The 16,796-nt window shown below is 62.5% G+C and carries 21 protein-coding genes; 12 read left to right on the top strand and 9 right to left on the bottom strand.

The genetic code is table 11. The features are described 5' to 3' along the window. Positions 1-5 precede the first annotated feature (5 nt). The 8 genes from AB4118_RS21580 to AB4118_RS21545 all read right to left on the bottom strand — a co-directional run bounded on the left by AB4118_RS21580 (position 6) and on the right by AB4118_RS21545 (position 7,475). Positions 6-1,019: a Gfo/Idh/MocA family protein gene (locus tag AB4118_RS21580; protein WP_441491670.1), complete on the bottom strand. Its 1,014-nt coding sequence runs from the start codon at positions 1,017-1,019 to the stop codon at positions 6-8. Then, the gene (locus AB4118_RS21575; RefSeq protein WP_441491669.1) at positions 1,016-1,903 is read right to left on the bottom strand and encodes a sugar phosphate isomerase/epimerase family protein; all 888 of its coding nucleotides are present in this window, start codon (positions 1,901-1,903) and stop codon (positions 1,016-1,018) included. The genes AB4118_RS21580 and AB4118_RS21575 overlap by 4 nt, the downstream gene beginning before the upstream one ends. Then, positions 1,900-2,736: a carbohydrate ABC transporter permease gene (locus AB4118_RS21570; protein WP_441491668.1), complete on the bottom strand. Its 837-nt coding sequence runs from the start codon at positions 2,734-2,736 to the stop codon at positions 1,900-1,902. Before AB4118_RS21570 ends, AB4118_RS21575 begins: the two co-directional genes overlap by 4 nt. Beyond that, positions 2,733-3,638: a carbohydrate ABC transporter permease gene (locus tag AB4118_RS21565; protein WP_441491667.1), complete on the bottom strand. Its 906-nt coding sequence runs from the start codon at positions 3,636-3,638 to the stop codon at positions 2,733-2,735. The genes AB4118_RS21570 and AB4118_RS21565 overlap by 4 nt, the downstream gene beginning before the upstream one ends. A gap of 64 nt (positions 3,639-3,702) precedes the next feature. Then, positions 3,703-4,923: an ABC transporter substrate-binding protein gene (locus AB4118_RS21560; RefSeq protein WP_441491666.1), complete on the bottom strand. Its 1,221-nt coding sequence runs from the start codon at positions 4,921-4,923 to the stop codon at positions 3,703-3,705. Beyond that, positions 4,896-5,882, bottom strand: a complete 987-nt coding sequence (locus tag AB4118_RS21555; protein ID WP_441491665.1) for an alpha/beta hydrolase — start codon at positions 5,880-5,882, stop codon at positions 4,896-4,898. Before AB4118_RS21555 ends, AB4118_RS21560 begins: the two co-directional genes overlap by 28 nt. Before the next feature lie 14 nt (positions 5,883-5,896). Next, positions 5,897-6,547, bottom strand: coding sequence for a GntR family transcriptional regulator (locus tag AB4118_RS21550; RefSeq protein ID WP_441491664.1), 651 nt, complete (start codon positions 6,545-6,547; stop codon positions 5,897-5,899). Between the two features lie 271 nt (positions 6,548-6,818). Next, positions 6,819-7,475 carry an NUDIX hydrolase gene (locus tag AB4118_RS21545; protein ID WP_441491663.1) on the bottom strand — a complete coding sequence of 219 codons (657 nt, stop codon included), beginning with the start codon at positions 7,473-7,475 and terminating at the stop codon, positions 6,819-6,821. Between the two features lie 355 nt (positions 7,476-7,830). On the opposite strand from AB4118_RS21545, the gene AB4118_RS21540 reads away from it, so the two are divergent. The 7 genes from AB4118_RS21540 to AB4118_RS21510 all read left to right on the top strand — a co-directional run bounded on the left by AB4118_RS21540 (position 7,831) and on the right by AB4118_RS21510 (position 12,498). Then, positions 7,831-9,177 carry a tyrosine-type recombinase/integrase gene (locus tag AB4118_RS21540; RefSeq protein WP_441491662.1) on the top strand — a complete coding sequence of 449 codons (1,347 nt, stop codon included), beginning with the start codon at positions 7,831-7,833 and terminating at the stop codon, positions 9,175-9,177. Between the two features lie 496 nt (positions 9,178-9,673). After that, entirely contained in the window at positions 9,674-9,889 is a 216-nt protein-coding gene (locus AB4118_RS21535) for a MerR family transcriptional regulator (protein ID WP_441491661.1), read from the top strand. 12 nt (positions 9,890-9,901) lie between these two features. Beyond that, the gene (locus AB4118_RS21530; protein WP_441491660.1) at positions 9,902-10,957 is read left to right on the top strand and encodes a hypothetical protein; all 1,056 of its coding nucleotides are present in this window, start codon (positions 9,902-9,904) and stop codon (positions 10,955-10,957) included. Further along, positions 10,954-11,160, top strand: a complete 207-nt coding sequence (locus tag AB4118_RS21525; protein ID WP_441491659.1) for a hypothetical protein — start codon at positions 10,954-10,956, stop codon at positions 11,158-11,160. The genes AB4118_RS21530 and AB4118_RS21525 overlap by 4 nt, the downstream gene beginning before the upstream one ends. Then, entirely contained in the window at positions 11,157-11,822 is a 666-nt protein-coding gene (locus AB4118_RS21520; protein ID WP_441491658.1) for a hypothetical protein, read from the top strand. Before AB4118_RS21525 ends, AB4118_RS21520 begins: the two co-directional genes overlap by 4 nt. 54 nt (positions 11,823-11,876) lie before the next feature. Continuing rightward, entirely contained in the window at positions 11,877-12,158 is a 282-nt protein-coding gene (locus tag AB4118_RS21515) for a hypothetical protein (protein ID WP_441491657.1), read from the top strand. 7 nt (positions 12,159-12,165) lie between these two features. Then, entirely contained in the window at positions 12,166-12,498 is a 333-nt protein-coding gene (locus AB4118_RS21510; RefSeq protein WP_441491656.1) for a hypothetical protein, read from the top strand. A gap of 274 nt (positions 12,499-12,772) precedes the next feature. Here AB4118_RS21510 and AB4118_RS21505 read toward each other — a convergent pair whose 3' ends face one another. Next, positions 12,773-13,048: a hypothetical protein gene (locus tag AB4118_RS21505; RefSeq protein WP_441491655.1), complete on the bottom strand. Its 276-nt coding sequence runs from the start codon at positions 13,046-13,048 to the stop codon at positions 12,773-12,775. Between the two features lie 943 nt (positions 13,049-13,991). On the opposite strand from AB4118_RS21505, the gene AB4118_RS21500 reads away from it, so the two are divergent. The 5 genes from AB4118_RS21500 to AB4118_RS21480 all read left to right on the top strand — a co-directional run bounded on the left by AB4118_RS21500 (position 13,992) and on the right by AB4118_RS21480 (position 16,726). After that, complete coding sequence (locus AB4118_RS21500; RefSeq protein WP_441491654.1) at positions 13,992-14,294, top strand: hypothetical protein; 303 nt, start codon at positions 13,992-13,994, stop codon at positions 14,292-14,294. Positions 14,295-14,606: 312 nt separating this feature from the next. Beyond that, a complete protein-coding gene (locus tag AB4118_RS21495; protein WP_441491653.1) occupies positions 14,607-14,912 on the top strand; it encodes a hypothetical protein in 306 nt (101 codons plus the stop codon). Between the two features lie 62 nt (positions 14,913-14,974). Next, positions 14,975-15,235 (top strand): hypothetical protein, encoded by a 261-nt coding sequence (locus tag AB4118_RS21490; RefSeq protein ID WP_441491652.1) that lies wholly within the window; start codon positions 14,975-14,977, stop codon positions 15,233-15,235. A gap of 33 nt (positions 15,236-15,268) precedes the next feature. Further along, positions 15,269-16,414: a hypothetical protein gene (locus tag AB4118_RS21485; protein WP_441491651.1), complete on the top strand. Its 1,146-nt coding sequence runs from the start codon at positions 15,269-15,271 to the stop codon at positions 16,412-16,414. 102 nt (positions 16,415-16,516) lie between these two features. Next, positions 16,517-16,726, top strand: coding sequence for a helix-turn-helix transcriptional regulator (locus AB4118_RS21480; RefSeq protein WP_441491650.1), 210 nt, complete (start codon positions 16,517-16,519; stop codon positions 16,724-16,726). Positions 16,727-16,796: the final 70 nt, after the last annotated feature.

Below are 16,796 nucleotides of genomic sequence, written 5' to 3'. Positions count from 1 at the left end.
CAGACTCAACGCTCGGCGACGACCTGTTCGAGCAACGCCATGGCGGCAGCGCCATCGGCCGCGTTCGGTGCGGTCGTCGGCTCGCCGCGTGCCGCACGAACGAAGTCGCCGAGAAGCGCGTGATAGCCCTTGTGGTCCTCGTTGGCGGCGGCCGTCAGATTCGGCTCCCAGACCAGGGTGTCTTCACCGTCGATCAGGCTGGCCTCGGCCCGTGAGACCTTGAAGGGGGGCGCCCTGAAATAGCGCACCTCATGAACATTGCGGACCTCGACGCGGGTATGGTCGCCCATCACCTGCCACCATTCCATCGGCGTTCCGCGCGACTGATGCGTGCCCAAGACCAGGGTGCCGATGCCGCCATTGGCAAAGCGGAAATCGACATGGAGCAGCAGCTTGCCCGGCGCCAGTTCGTGCCGCCTCGCGCTCACGCTCGCGACTTCGCCCATCAGGTGCGGCACGAGGTCGAAATAATGCACGCAATGATGCAGGTAAAAGCCGGAATAATCCGGATCCCCGGCGAAATAGGTCGGCGCGGTCATGTACTCGCCGAGAAAACTCGCCGTTGCGCCGAACTCCGTCGTGCGGATGACGTTGGCGGCAATGCGGTTGGCCGTCGAATAGCGCTTCATGAAGCCGAGCACGACCGGCACCTTGCGGCTCGCGGCGGCTTCGGCCAGTTCGGCCGCTTGTCGCGCCGTCGGCGCCGGCGGCTTCTCGATGAAGAGCGGCAAGCCGCGCGCGATCGCTGCCAATCCGATCTCGTGATGCAGGGCAGGACCGACAGCGAGGCCGACCGCGTCGAGATCGCCACGGGACAGGAGACTGCGCCAGTCGCGCAGGCGACCAGTTTCGGGGACGCCGTATTGCCGGCCGGTCGTATTCAGCCGCGCATCATCCGTGTCGCAGAGCGCGGTGATCTCGACATCATGCCGCGTCAGCTGCGGCAGCAGCATCTCGTTGGCGTGGACGCCGCAGCCGATCCAGCCGACCCGAAGCCCACCTGTCCTTGAACCGGTCATGCCGTCCTCCCGGCGAATGCGAGTGCAGCCTTCAGGAAGGCGATGCTGGCGGCCAGCGGTTCGTCTTCGTTCTCGCTGGGCGCGCGCCACTGGGCCAGGGGAGTGCCGGCTCGCTCGTCGCGGCGTCGGAACGGCTCGAGCACGATCGGCCCGCGATAGGCGACGTCGCGCAATGCACGGGCGATCGCCGGCCAGTCGAGATGGCCGGAGCCGACGAAGCCGCGATTGTTCTCGTTGGCCTGGAAATGCAGGAGTTTCGATCCTGCCTGCCGGATGGCATCGGTGAGATCGAACTCCTCCATGTTCATGTGGAAGGTATCGAGCATCACGCCGACGGTGGGATTGTTCACGCGCTCGACGATTTCGAGCGCGTGACGGGTTGTATTGCAGATATCGGTCTCGAAGCGGTTGAGCGGCTCGACGCCGAACTGGATGCCGGCGTCGGCGGCGCGCTTCCCAGCCTGCGAGAGGCCGACGACGATCGCATCGATGCGGCGCTTGCGCTCTTCGTCGTCGACGGGGGAGGGAGCTCGGCCTGCGAAGACGAGAGGGGCGCCATAGAGCGGCCCCCCGACGATGGCTGCGCCGAGGGCTGCGGCCACATCGACGCATGTTTCGAGATAGGTGACGCCCGCGTGGTGGGCGCCGGCATCGGCGCTGGCGAGGTCGCGGTTGAGGTTGACCCGGGCAGCGAGCACGCAGGAGAGGCCGGCATCGGCGATGGCGGCGCGGGTCTCGCCCAGATCGAGTTCACCCGGCTCCGGTACCAGCAACTCGACGACATCGGCTCCGGCCCGCTTCATCCGCTGGAAGCAGCCGAAATGCTCGCGCGTGAACGGCCGCGCATAGAACATCGAGATAACCCCGATCGGATTTGTCGTCATGATTTCACCGCACCGGCTGTGAGCCCGCCCACGAGCCGCCTTTGCACCAGAAGGAAGAGGAAGGTGACCGGCAGCGCGATCAGCGTGCCGCCGGCCGTGAGAAGGCCCCACTGGATGGTGAACTCGCCGATGAAGAGCTGGAGCGCGACCGTGACGGTGCGCACCGCCTGGCCCGAGAGCATCATTGCGAAGAGGTATTCGTTCCAGGAGGTGATGAAGATGTAGATGCCGGCCGTGACGACGCCGGGCATCAACAGGGGCAGGATGATGAGGCGGATGGTCTGCAGGCGGCTGGCGCCGTCGATCATCGCCGCTTCGTCGAGATCCTTGGGGATCGCATTGAAATAGCTCGTCAGCATCCAGATCGCGAAGGGAATCGAGAAGGTCGAATGACCGAGAATGACGCCGAGATAGGTGTCGATCAGCCCGAGCCGGCGCATCATCAGGAAGAGCGGGATGATGAGCAGCACGACCGGGAACATGTTGATGACGAGGAAGCCGGTCAGAAGGCCCCTGCGTCCGGAGAAGCGGAAGCGCGAGAAGGCATAGGCCGCGGGGATGCTGACGCCGAGGCCAAGTACGCTGGCGCCGACTGCAATGATCAGGCTGTTGCCCAGGCTGCCGGCAAAGCTCGTGCGGGCGATCAGATCGCGGTAATGCTCGAGTGTCGCCTCTCGTGGCCAGTAGTGGAGCGGCCAGGCGGAAAGCTCCGCCTGCGGCTTCAGCGAGGTCAGGATCATCCAGACATAGGGGCCGAGCGCGAACAGGACGATGAGGAGGACGGGAAGCTCCACCTCCAGAATCCGCCGGCTTCGGGTGCGTCGTTCGATCATGTCTCGATGCCCCGGGCCGCCCGCCTGACATAGAGATAGACCACACCCAGCAGCATCGCCGTGAGGATCAATGCCAGCGCCGCGCCATAGCCGAATTCCATGCTGCTCGACGCGCGCAGGAAGGCGTAGAGCGGCAGGGTATGGGTGGCGTAGCCTGGTCCGCCGCCGGTCATGACCAGGATGACGTCGAGCGAATTCGCCACCCAGATCGTGCGCAGCAGCAGTGCGGTTGCGATGACATCGGCGATCGAGGGCAGGGTGACGTAGAAGAGCTGCTGTCGGGCGGTGGCGCCGTCGATCTCGGCTGCCTCATAGAGTTCGGCCGGCACCGTCTGCAGGCCGGCCAGAATGGTGACGGCGAAGAAGGGGAAGCCCTGCCAGATCAGCGCCAGCATGATGGCGTAGAGTGCGGTATCGGGCCGGGCCAGCCAGGCGATCGGCGCTGCGATCAGGCCGAGCCGCATCGCGATGTCGTTGATGACGCCGAGATTGAAGTCGTACATCCAGGTCCACATCAACCCGATGATGACGCTTGGCAGCGCCCAGGGAATGATGACGAGCGAGCGCGCCAGTCCGCGCCACCAGAAGCTCTGGTTGAGCAGGAGGGCGGCCGCGAGCCCGAGCAGGAATTGCAGTCCGACAACGCCAGTGATCCAGATGAAGGATTGGCCCAGCGAGATCCAGAAAACCTCGTCTCGCGCGATCCTGGAGAAATTGCCCAGTCCGACGAAGCGGGCGTTGTCGGGATCGTAGAGCAGGTAGTCCTGCAGGCTGAGCCAGGCCGTCTGCGCGACGGGAATCAGGACGACGCCCGCCGTGACCAGGATCGCCGGCAGCAGGAACCAGAAGGGCGTCAGGCTGCGGCCGAGAGGCTGCCTGTGCGCGAGGGTGAGCGACGTCACGTTTCAAACCTGTCGAAGCGAGGGCTGGAGGCGGCAGCCGGATGCCCGTCTGCCGCCAATCCCGTCAGCCGTGAAAATGCTGCTCGATCGCACGCATCATCTCGTCAGGCTGGATCTGGCCGAGCAGCGCCCTTTGCATGTTGGCCGGCCAGATCCGGGCGATGAAATCCGGCGTCTTGGGCGAATCCGGCAACGAGGCCGCAAATGGCAGCGAGGCCGCGCTCGCATCGACGAAGCGCTTGGGGTGCAGCGTCCAGTCCTTCGCCGCCGACGTCGCGATCGGCAACTGCCCGGTGAACTTGTTCAGCACGACGTTGTTCTCGGCCGTGGAGAGGAAGGCGCACCATTTGAAGGCTGCCTCCCTGGCCTTGCTGGCGGCGAAGACGGCGTTGGACTCGTCGCCGAAATAGGTCCAGCCCTTGCCGTCCGGGCCTCGCGGGACCGGTACAGCCGAAACCTTGTCGCCGAGCACGCCGACGATCTCGTTGGCCGAGCCGACATGGTGGATGGTCATGGCGGTCCGGCCAGCCTTGAAGGTATCGACGATCTGCCGGAAGCTGTCGGTCGGTGCCGAGGCCGGCACCACCTTGTCCTTGACGGTGAGGTCCACGAACCAGCGGTTGGCTGCGAGCGCCTTGTCGCTGACCATTCCGCCCTTCTCGAAACTGGCGCCGCCGCCGAGCACGAACGGCCCCCAGTGGTCGAAGCCACCTGCGCCGCCACGCAAGCCGAAGCCCGAGACATYGCCCTTCGTGAGAGCCTTGGCCGCCGCACGGAATTCATCGAAGGTTGCCGGCGGTTTCAGCCCCGCCTGCGCGAACAGGTCCTGCCGATAATAGAGATAGAGCACGACATATTGCAGAGGCAGGTAATATTGCTTGCCGTCGGCGCCCCTGTTGATCTTCCAGATGTTGTCCGCAATGTCGCTGCGCCCGGCCCAGCCGGCGATCAGGTCATCGATCGGGGAGAGCGCCTTCATCTGCTGGAAGCGCGCAGCCCAGGACAACCGCACCATCGCGCAGTCGGGTCCGTTGCCGGCGACGAGGGCGGCGAAGAGCCGGGTCTGGTAGTCGTTACCACCGCCCCAGGGGATGCTCTCGGCCTGGACCTTGATGCCGGGATTCGCGGCCTCGAACTTGGCGATGAGTTCGGCCGGCGAATGCTGCGGGTTGTCGAAATGGTACCACCAGCGCACCGTTGTGGTGCCTTGGGCGATGGCGGGGCGGGCGAGGGGGCTGGCGAGAGCGCTGGCGCCCGCTAATTTGATGAAAGTCCTGCGTTCCATGGTTGGCTTCCTCCGGTTTTTTTATCGTTGAGGTGGTTGGCAATGTGGCGGCCGCCAGCGGTGATCATGTCGGCAGCGGCAGCGAGTTCCCTGCTCATGCGCAGGCAGCCATGCACGACGCCGGGAACGTGATCGAAACGGAAGGGCACGCCGGCCTCGCCCAGGCGCTGGGCCAGCCGGATGGTGTCGTCGCGCAGCGGATCGAGCCCCGCGGCGGAGAGATAAAGCGGCGGCAGGCCGGCAAGCGCAGCCCGGCCAGGCGCGGCCAGGCTCAGCGTCTCGTCCGGCTCGTCGCCGAGGAAATTGTTCCAGTACCAGCGCATGTTCGCGCTGGTGAGCAGGTAGTCGCCGCCACCGAAGGCCGCATGGCTCGCCGTCGAGAAGTCGGGTTCGTAGCAGCCGTAGAACAGCGCGGCGGCCGATAGCGGCGGCAGGCCCTCATCGCGCCGGCGCAGCAGTGCTGCCAGCGCCAGATTGGCGCCGGCGGAATCGCCCGCGATCGCGATCCGCTCCGCCGGTATGGGCGTGCCCAGGCCGCCGCGCTCGACGAAGGCGACGCTGGCCAGGAGATCGTCGAGCGGCGCCGGGAACGGGTGTTCCGGAGCGAGCCTGTAATCAACGCCCAGCACGGCGCAGCCCGCTGCCACCGCGAGATTGCGCATCGTTCCGTCATGGGTCTCGATCGAACCGAAGGTCCAGCCGCCGCCATGCGCATAGACGATGACGGACGCTGCCTGCGCGCCTTCAGGCCGGTAAAGCCGCGCACGCATCGCGCCGGCATCCGTGGGAATGACCAGATCGCTCGCCGGGATGGCCGGAGCGCCATCGCTCCACGGCAATGTTGCGGCATCGACCGTTGCACGTGCTTCGGCAATCGGTGCGGAGCGGAAATCGAAGGCGGGGCCGGCGCGGAGCCGTTCCAGAAGCACCTGCATCTGCGGATCGATCCAGGTCGTCATTCGCGGGCTCTTCATTAGGCGGTTCCGTCACGCAGGACGATCGTGTCGATATGCTCCGCCATGGCCGATGACAGGCCTTCGCCATCGCGGGCCTCGAGCAAGGCGTGCAGCAAGCGGTGGCGTGTCGCGGTCTCGGTCAGCGGGCGGCGATGCCCCGGAGCCCACAGTTTCGAGCGGTGCGAATGCAGGGTGCAGCGGGTCAGGATCTGCTCGAGCGCGTCCAGTCCCGACAGGCGGAAGATCGTCAGGTGGAAAGCCATGTCGAGGATGATCAGGGCATATTCGTCGCCGGCTGCGGCGACGGCATCCATGTCGGCCTGTATGGCGTATAGCCGCTCCAGGCTGTCGCGCTCGACATGATGCACCGCCCGCAAGGCGCCACGGATCTCGATCCGGCGGCGCAGAGCCAGAATTTCCTCCGCCTCCTCCGGATCAAGCCTGGTCACCATCGTGCCGCGATGCCCGGAGCGGGTCACGAGCCCGTCCTCCTGCAGGCGCAGGAGCGCCTCGCGGATCGTGCCCTGGCTGCAACCATGCTCGCGCGCCATGCCGAGCTCGGTGAGAGCGCTCTCGGGACGCAACTCATTCAGCATGATCTGCCGCTTCAACGACTCGTAGACGACGTCACGAGGCCTTCGAATCTGGTTCGGAATGAGCACGTTCATCAATATCGATAATGATATCGATATTCGACATGTCAAGTCAGTTTGCGGGGGCTTGCTCGGACCTCGATCTCACGGCGCACTGTTGCAGCGGCGGTCAGGGGATGTATCGGCCTCGACGAAAACGACTCAGATCAGCGCTGGACAGCCGCGAGGTAGTCCAATCGTCGGTGGCGGTGGACAAAGCGGCGCGCGTCCAGGCGCTCATTCTCGACGCTTGCCAATAATGAATTCCGCCTGCTTCGGCGCCAGCATTGCTAGCGGATACTCAAACTCAGAGGGCTGACTTGGGAGAACCAAGCGCGAGATGCCCAGAGACAGAAAGGGCGAGCAGCAGGGAGGATACGTGTTGCGAATGCTTGAGAATTCCATCGTGTAGCCGATCTAGGATCTCCCGCACGGGCATAAGATGAACGCTCATCCCCTCTTCGCTGGCGTCCAGTTTCCGGCTCCCCGTCAACTCTGCCCCCATTGCAAGATAGACGTGGACCCTGTTCGATTGGGTGGCTGGGTTGGCGAAGAGCGAAGAAACGAGGCGCAACTCCGTCGCGCGATAGCCGGTCTCCTCCTCGAGTTCACGTGCAGCTGATCGCCCCGGGTCGAGATCGCCTTCGTCCATCGTCCCTCCTGGCAGCTCCAGGAAAGTATCCGCCGCGCCGTGCCTGTACTGGCGGACCAAAACAATCTCGTCGCAGGGAGTGATCGCGACCGTTTGAACCCAATCGGGATAAGTAAGTACGTAGTAGGGCGAGACCCTGTGCCCTGTCGGCGTCAGGCACTCATCCGCCCTGACGTCGATCCAGCGATCTTTCAGCAATGTCCTGGAAGAGAGGGTACGCCATTTCATGTCCATAGTTTTAGCTATACCCAGCACGCCATGGCGCGCCAAGGCGGCGGTGTCGCCCGCAGTGACTCTCAATGCGATCGTCACATTAGAATCGAGGCGGCGAGAGCTAGCCGCTCAATCGCTGAGTGAATGGACCTGCAGAACCCGCGGCAGCGGCAAATCGACATCACCATATGCTTGGCCCCGCCGAGGCGGAACGAAATGCGGTCAATCCGCTTTATCTATTTGATATAGTGGAGTTTTTGGTGAGCGGGGAGGGGATCGAACCCTCGACCACATGATTAAAAGTCACCTACCATGGCGCGACAAGAGGTGTCGGGAAGCGACAGAACTGCCAATTTCCCCCGAAAAATAAGCATGACCACATGACTTTTGCGGCATAGACTGACATAGAATGACATAAGATTGCTTCCCAATGCTTCCCAACCGGACGCGCTGAATGATCCTCACTGATCAGTCTGTTACCAAGCTGATGATCCCCGCCGGCAAGTCGGAGTTCATCGTTTTCGATGATCGCGAACCAGGCTTCGGAGTGAGACTCCGAGCAGGCGGAAAACGGGTTTGGATTTGCCAGTATCGCGCGGCCGGGAAGCAGCGCCGGGTCACAATCGCGCCGGTGTCAGCATTGACTGTCGCGAAGGCGCGCGAGCGGGCGAAAGCTGTCCGGGCTACCGTGACGCTTGGGGCAGATCCGCAGGGCGAACGCCTGGCGGAGAAGGAGCGGTCGAAGACGACGCTGCTGCATATCGTCGAAAGCCATCTCCAGCATTTGGAGCGACGTGTAAAAGCGGCTGCGATGAAGCCGGCGTCCTTTGAGGCGACGGAGCGCTATTTGCGAAACCATTGGGCTCCTCTTCACCACACGCCCGCCCATGCGTTGACGCGGCGGCACATCGCGGAACGGCTTACCGCGATCGCGACAGCGAACGGCCCGATCGCCGCGAACCGTGCTCGCGCCGCTCTTTCCTCGCTCTATACATGGGCGATGAAGGAAGGGCTGCTGGAGACCCTGCAGGCCAATCCTGTCGCCTTCACGAACAAGCCCGCCGACGAACGCCATCGCGACCGCGTACTGTCGCATGCAGAGTTGCGCGAGATCTGGCAGCTTGCTGGAGACGGCGACTTCGGCAGGATCGTCCGCTTGTTGATGCTCACGGCACAGCGGCGTGATGAGGTCTCGAACCTCGCACGATCCGAAGTAACAATCGACAAGGCCCTATGGAGCATTCCAGCGCTGAGGACGAAGAACGGGATCATGCACGACGTGCCGCTGGCGCAGGCTGCGCTCGACATCATCCAGAGCGTGCCGGAACCCGAGGTGTGCGAAGGGGAGCCTCGCCGCGATCTTTTCTTCGGAGCCGGGAAGGGCGGGTTCTCCGGGTGGAGTCGATCCAAGGCGGACCTTGATGAGCGCATTTCTAGTGGCCGGGCGAAGGCAGCAGAAGCCGCGAACGTCGAACCGGTTGAGATGCCCCACTGGACATTGCACGACCTGCGGCGGACCGCAGACACCCTCATGAACGAGGAGCTCGGGGTTCAGCCGCATGTCACCGAGTCCATCTTGAACCACGTCAGTAGCCAGGAATCAGGCAAGAAGGGCGTGGCCAAGGTTTACAACCGATCAAAGTACGCGACCGAGAAGCGGGCCGCCTTGAATGCCTGGGCGAGCCATTTGCTCACGATCGTCAACCACGCAAAGGCTGCTGAGCAACTGTCCCTGCATGCAAGTAATGTCGTTACTCCTAGTTTCGAGCCGACGACGCAGCTCGATGCTTGCAGCAGGTAAGCATCGAAGTTTCTAAACGTAATCATCAGGTTGAGACAGAAATGAGCGCGCTCCATATATTTCTCGCGCCAATATCGAAGCGAGCTTGACGAACCCGACAGCGAAGAACGCGCGATCGGTCGGCCGGGAGAGCCTGCCGCTATTGCTCGGGGCGCTGGGGCTCGAAATTGCGGCGATGCCTGCTGCAAGCACGAATAGAAAATTACGAGCGAATATAAAAGCATACGACGAGGATGCGTCTGGACGAGGCCGAAAGTTCCGAGCCGATCGTGCCCGCAAAGGCGGCCAAGCGCGGGCTCAGCGAATGACAGAGGCTCAGCGCCGGCAATCCGCCCGCAAAGCCGCCCGCGCCCGCTGGGCCAAGCACCGCAAGGAGAGGGTGGCGAACTAACTCTTTGAAATCACAAATCTTGTTTGCCTGGCGTGGTGTGTGCGGTGCCGACAAACCACGCCAGTGTCAGTCTCTGTCTCGATCCACTGAGACAGGGAGCAGATTATGAACCTCGTGCCCTCCGCCAAGCCGCGTCGCGACCGCGGCATGACGTTCCGGGAATTCTCCGACCGTTTCGATATCAGCGAACGCACGACCAGCCGCCTCGTTGCGGCTGGCAAGGTCCGCGCCATTCAGATCTCCCCGCGCCGGAAGGTGATCATGGAGTCCGAGTTCGAACGGATCGCCCGTGAAGGCATTAACCAGCAAGCGAGCGCCTGAGGCTGCTAGCCGATGCTCACTCTCACGCCCCAACAGGAGATTGATGCCGACGCCAGCGACAAGGCTGGCACGGGTGACTTCTTCTGCATGGATCGGCGGACCTTCCTTGAGGTCGCGGCGCTCGGGGTCGCAGAGATGGCCGTGTTTATCGTCATCTCCCGTGGTGCCGGTCATCCCAATCGCCCCTGCCGATGGGGTGTTACGGCTATCGAAGAGAGGACAGGCCTCCGTTGGATGAGGGCAAAGCAGGTACTTGATGGCCTGATCGCATCGGGGATTATCCAGAGGACGAACGAGGCCAAGCGCCAGGCCGCGGGGGTCTATCGGATCGCGCCCTGGCATGATCCCGAGACCGGGGAGGTCGGTGCGGGCGATCTCCTCTATCTGCCGAATAGCTTTGTCCAAGGTGTCGATCGAGAAACACCGCCACTGAAGCTGCTGCGTCAAGGCGCGCGCGCATCGCTGCTACGCGCCGCCGTTCTGGCCTACGGCGAACAGAACCTCGAGCTCTTCAGCGGCATCGACTGGCGGGCGAACCATGGTTACCGCGCACGGAAATACCGGATCGCCAAGCGCTATTCAGCCGGCGCTCACGAAGCCATCGTGTTTGAGGAGGATGAACAGTCGCCCGCTAGCACGTCCTGGGCATTTATCGAACGCCTAGGGTACGGAAGGGAAAAGACAAAAGCCGCGGGTCAGAATTTCTGGTCTGACGCGCAGACCTTACTGGATCTTGGGCTGCTGACGATTGTTCCTCATCTCGTCGAGAGCGAGGATTCGGAAATCCTCCATCCAATCGACCCCCTCGCGGGTGTCGATGTCGAGATGCGATTAGCGGCCGCGTCGACGATCGCTGCTGAACTGCTCTTGCCCGAGGGCCTGGCGCGGGGGCTGACTTCTCAAGGCAAACTCTTGGCCGTGGTGCCGAGGCACATGGCGAACGTGGCCTGTGTCGGCATCGCTCGCCTACGGTACCGTGCCCAAACGGCCATGACGTCCCGATGGCTTGCCCGGCTCAATCAGGATTTCGATCGCTGGTCGGCCCACTATCGAGGGCTGACGCCATGACACGCAACGAACGTGTTCAGCATCAGCGCCAGCGCGTCCTTGATCAGCTTCTGCGTGACGCCAATCAAGTCGCGTACGCGCACCAGCTCCGCACCGAGCTCGCAATCATCTCCGGCCGCATGCCGCCGGAAATCCAGTTCGTCATCACCAATCCCGAAACCCCGCGGCGGGAGAGCCGTAAACCGAAAGGACAGCACCGATGAAGGCACTGACGAAAACCGAGCGGGAAGCCCTGCTCACCGAACTCGACGAGTTCAACACTCGGCTGGTGGCAAAGCGCCGGGAGCGCGACGAGATCACCGGCAAGAAAGCGGCAATCGCCCGCGATGTCGTCACGGGAAAGGCCGGTGCGAAGACGGCTGCGCTGGAGCTCGACGACACGGAACGAGATCTTGCCATCGAGATCGGAGCTCTCGAAACGGCCATCGCGGACTCGCAGCAGCATTGGGACGACGACGCTCCACACCGCGATCGAGAGCACAAGGAAGCGCGGCGACAGACCGCTCGGGAGCGTGCGCTCGAAGTGCTCAAGGCCTCCGATGAAGCCGATGAGGCTCTGCGGGCGTTCGTCGCGGCGCTGGAGAAGCGTCACGCTGCAGCCGACGCCTTCCGCACGTTCATCGATCTGACTGACAATCGTTCGGTCCAGCAAGTCAGCGGCATCGTCGGTACGGCCTTGGCCGCTGCCGGTATCAGGAAGTTCGACACGACGTTCCAGCTCATCCCCGGCGGCTGCGGTTCAATCGCCGAGCATGATGCTCAGACACTCGGCGCCGTCCTACCGGATAATCACCCAGCCGTGCGGTCCAATCGCAAGCGGCAGGAGGCGGCCCATGCCGAATACCTCCGCCAGCGAGGCCTCTGATCTGGTCGCCTCTTGCCCCGGCCCAGCGCCGGGGCTTCCTCTTGAGGATAGCTCATGAGCCTCGCCACTATCGAGCGTGAGATCGACCAGGCTGAGGCCGCATGGATCGAGCATGTCCGCGATCTTCAGACCGCGTGCCTTCTCGTCTCAATCGTGCTCGCAGATGCCAACCGCAACAAAACGCGGCGGCTGAAAGTGCTCCGCATGGCGCGGAACCGGATCAAGGCCCTTATCCGGATTCACGAGACATGGCTCGCCGAGCTTGAACGGATGCGAGCCGACTATTCGTCAGGCCTAATCCGCACCGACGACGATCCCGAGCCGCTTTATCATTGAGGCCGTCATGCGAATGCCGCGCGCCAAGCTCTGCACGTTGCGCCAATACGTCGATGACGACGGGCGATCGCATTTTCGTGGCTGGCTCGGCTCGGCGCAAATCGTGATCTATCGATCCGATGCCGAGCCTGAATACGGCGCCCGCGCGATGTGGGACTGCTTCATCGAGGAGAGGGCGCCGAAGCCGCCGGGAGCTACAGCAGCAGTAACGACAAGACCCGCCGCTGCCTCGCCCTCTCCACGCCGCTCCAAATCCGTCAGAAAGCCGAGCCGCGCCCATCCGATGAAGGGTGACCGCCCGGCGACGCATCCCACCTTCGACGACGAGATCGGCTTTTAGACCTGGCGTTCAGGATAGTTGGGATCCCAGTCGCAGGTAACTTCTCGATCGACGTCACGGACGAAGGAGCCCACGCCGACCGTTACATGGGCCGAGGAGAATCCTCCTTGATCTGTGCGTCCGCGCGAAACGTACTTCAAAGAGGCACCGTTTCGCTCGATCACCTTCCGAACCTGCATTGTGGTTGTGACATAGCACTTCCCAACCTGGACGCTGCGCTCGCTGACCGGCACATCAATCTCCTTTTTAGGACTTCACCCGACGGTTCAAATTCTCAGTAGAGGCTGCCGCCACGGCGTCCGGCCTGCCCGCTGTAAGGATTGTAGTTGCCGCGCGTGCCGTAGTTGTCCGACGTCGTGTTGTTCGGATTGGTGCGATAGTGACCGCCGACGGATGAGCCGTCAGAGCGCGAGTACGGCTGCACGTAATTGCTGTTCGAGTTCGAGCCGGTTCCATACCCGTAGTTGCTCGAGCCCCGCGATCCGTTCCCGTACTGCGCAAACGCAGGTGTTGCAGCGACGATTAGCGCCGCGGCCAAAATCAATTTCATGATGCCCCCCCGAGCGGCCCGCATTTTAATCTGTGTGCTTCGGCCGCCGGTCGATCCTGCGTCGCCCTCATATCGATGGCAAGATGTGATCGCCCGACAGCATGTAGACATAAAGGCTCAATCGCGCGCGTCGACATAAAGGCCTGACATGCAGACATAAAGGGAGCGTCGACATAAAGGGACGTTCGCGAATGTCGACATAAAGGAGAGATAAAGGAGGAATAAAAGAGACATAAACGGTCCTCCTGATGTCACGTACTATCAGCGCTCAGTCGCCGCGCAGGCTGGTCGTTCCGACCGATTTTCGATCGATCGACGAACTCGCTGAAATGCTTTCGCTTTCATCGTCTCACGCGTGCGCGAGGACTGGCCGTCGCAATGGCTAGCCGATGGACACCACAACGATCAGCCGCATTGCCCCACGACGCGCCGATGATGGTACTGAACAGCACGGAATGAGGTGGTTCAGGCGCGCAAGTGAGCGCCCAGGTATTCGCGCCGCTGGCCGCAGCATGGGATCGATCGCCAGGCTGATGACGCGTCGGAGCCGACTTCGAGCTTTAAAACGCATGCTGCGGCCGTCCACGTGATTGGTCATCAGGTGGTCGATCAGCAATATCAATGATTTATCTGCGATGGGAAGCAAAAGCCTCGATTTGGGAAGCAGGGCACCTTGCCGATCAGTCATCCTGGCCGCTGGTGGCGCCCCCGCGAGCGCTTCGTTTCGCTCCGAGGGCACCCCCTCAATCTCAGACGCGCGAGTGACGGGGGCGGGGGAGGGAAAATCGGCGCGCCATCGTAGACGTCCTACCGCGCCTACGCGACTGACCCGCTGGAATATTGAGGTTTCCAGTTTATTTTTAGCCGGGTTATTTGAAGCCTTTACCTCCTACGCTGTTGTGCCATGAATTGCGGAAGAGATCGCCGTTGGGGGGCACGCGAGATGGAAACTTCAAAAATCGTCAACCGCGTCAAGCGGAGAAAAACGTCGCCGGGGCACTACGAAAACTTGAAGCGCAATGGCGCCCCGAGTTCGTGGTCGGTGAAAGGTAAGGGATCCACGACGACCTATCTCGCAGGAGGTGGCACGCGGGTTACCCACAATTTGGGGAACGGTCAGTCCAAAGTGGTTGTTTCCAAGCCCGACTATTTGAAGAAGAAGCGCGGGCGAAAGAAAACTCCCGAGATGCCCATGTGGCTCGGCCTGCCTATTCTCGCTGCAATCGCTTGGGCCCTGCTTCGCTGACGATATGAAGTCCGACCGTAGGCTTCACACGCGGCTTGAGCCGAGTTGCCTGTATCCGGACGACACAGAACTTGCACTGCTGATTTTGGGCCCCAGGCGGGCACAACTGTGGCCGGAGATCGCAATGATCGAGGAGCGCCACGGCTTCCCGCGCGTGGACCCGCTCTATGGTGGACGGTCCTGGCTCGACATCGTCGCCTTCTACGAACGGCGACGGCAGCGTGACACGACGAGCTTGGCCGCGGTCGAGCCGGACGAAACGCGTGGGGAGACATTCCGTCCTCGGGGACAGCGTTCACGAGGGGGGCGCGCGTGACGAGGAAACGATCGCAGTTCCCGCAACCATCCTGTCTTTTCCCCGATGAAAAGGAGCTCGGCCATCTCCTGCTCGGCAAGGACCGGGCGCATATGTGGCCGGCGATAGCGAAGGCCGAGGAGAAAGCCGGCCTACCGCGGGTCAGCCTCCAATACGGCGGCCGCTATTTCCCAGCGGTGCGCCAGTTCTTTGATCGGCGCTATGGCGTGCACGACGAGGAGATGCCGTTCGAGGACGAGCGGGCGAAGGAAAATTGGGAGCGCGCTCCGACGCCCCGCAGGAGACGGCCGCCTAGCTCCTAGCCGGACGTGTGCGGTGCGTGATTTGCGACGCCCGGTGACAGTGGTGACGAAAGGCAGTCACCATGACAGCACCACCCAATTCCGCAGACGTCTCCGATGGATGCGATCTGATCATTGAGCGCGCAATCGAGAAGATGGCGCGCAACGTTGGGGCGAACCCCGACATAATCTTGAATCGCCTCCTGACGTTTGCCGGAGCCCATCTTTGCCTCCTCGTCGGATCGAGCGAAGCGGCAAACCTATTTCGCCAGGCGGCGATCAAAATCGAAGCCGGTCACTTTCAAATATTGGCCGGCGGCGAGCCCGCCGGTGGCCTGCACTAAACCCGATAAGCAACCTCCTGAAAGGATTGATGGATGACGAAGGCGGCGCGGATCGCGAGGTTAGAATTTGACGTGCTCGCCAGCCTGCCGGCGGCCAACGATCTGATTTCCCTGCCGGCGATCAGAAGGCGTCTGCGCGTGGGGCCCGATCTCCTCGACTTCGGGACTTTTTCAGACATGACGGCGGCAATGAACGCCGCGCTCGTGGCTGCAACAGCCGAGGGTTGGCGCCGTGTTTTCGTCCCGCGCGGAGTCTGGGTCCAGAATTCGGCTCCCAACGTGCTCGATCGCGGAATGCTCTATGAAGGCGAGGATCGCTCTTCGACAGTCGTCAGCGTGAACCACGCCGGTTCCGGCTTTTACTTCACCGGCCAAAACGGCGGCGGCGGCGGCGTCCGAAATCTGTTCATCCAAGTTCCGGGCTCAATCAGTCCTTTCGCGGCGGTACGTGCGGAGGGCCATGCGAACGGCTATGCACCGGACGGGCTTGAGATCGACAACCTCTGGATCACCTACCAATCGACGGGCCGGTGGTCATATGGATTGTTTCTCGACGGCGCCCCCCGCGGCGCTCCGATCGTGTTCGGCACGCTCTCGGTTGCACCCGGATCCAACGTACTCACCGCATCAGGAGCGAGCTACGGAAATAACCAATTCGCCAATGGTAGGGTCCAGGTACGCTTCACGAGCGGCGCGGCGGTAGGGCAGACACGTCTAATTACAGCCAATACCAGCAATACCATTACGATGGCGAGCTCGCTTAGTCCGAATGCGGCGGCGGGTGACGCTTTCGTGGTCGAAACCGTCCTTTATGGTCTGCGCGACTGTCATATCAGTAAGGTCATTACCTTCGGCACGACGACCGATGCGCTAATGATCCGCAACGTGCGCGGATCATCGTTCAGCACGATTCTGTGCAACGGTGTCGGCGGTACGTCGAAAATATCCCTTATCGGCAATTCGTCTGGCGCAAGCGAGCGGAACGACGGTATCGATTTTCTCGGCGCTGTGTTCGGCCAACTTCTAATCAACAACACGAATGCTTTTAACGGCTTCTGCACGCCTCAGGGCGGCATCAATCACGGCGGCGGCATCACGAACTCGTCGCTGCTGATTGCGACCGCCTACAAGTCGGCGGGACCGAGCTCGCCGCCGATTGCTGGTCTCGATTTGCCGTAGGCGCGGCGATCAGTCGAAAGCGTGCCGGAGTGTCAACGGCCCGACCTGTGCGGTGCGCCGATTGTGACTCTTGGCGACACTCGTGACGAATTGGAGGTCACGATGCTGCTCGCCGACGACGCACGACCACATCTGAGAGAATCCGAGGCCGCCGCAGCACTCGGTGTAAAGCCAACTGCCCTGCGCAAGATGCGAGAGCGCGGGCAGGGGCCGGCCTTCTTCAAGATCAATCGGTCGGTCCGCTATGACCCCACTGACATCGCCGCATACGTCGGACGGCGCCGCGTAGCCCCTGGCGGGGGGCGCGAATGAGCCGGGACCTGACGATTGACCAGAAGGCGCGGAAGTTGACTGCGCGGGTAACGGATGGCGGCCGAACCGT

The organism is Allobosea sp. 2RAB26 (assembly GCF_052115465.1).
Taxonomy (GTDB): Bacteria; Pseudomonadota; Alphaproteobacteria; order Rhizobiales; family Beijerinckiaceae; genus Allobosea.
Note: the sequence above shows the minus strand (reverse complement) of the source record. Positions and strands in the feature narration are given on the sequence as shown.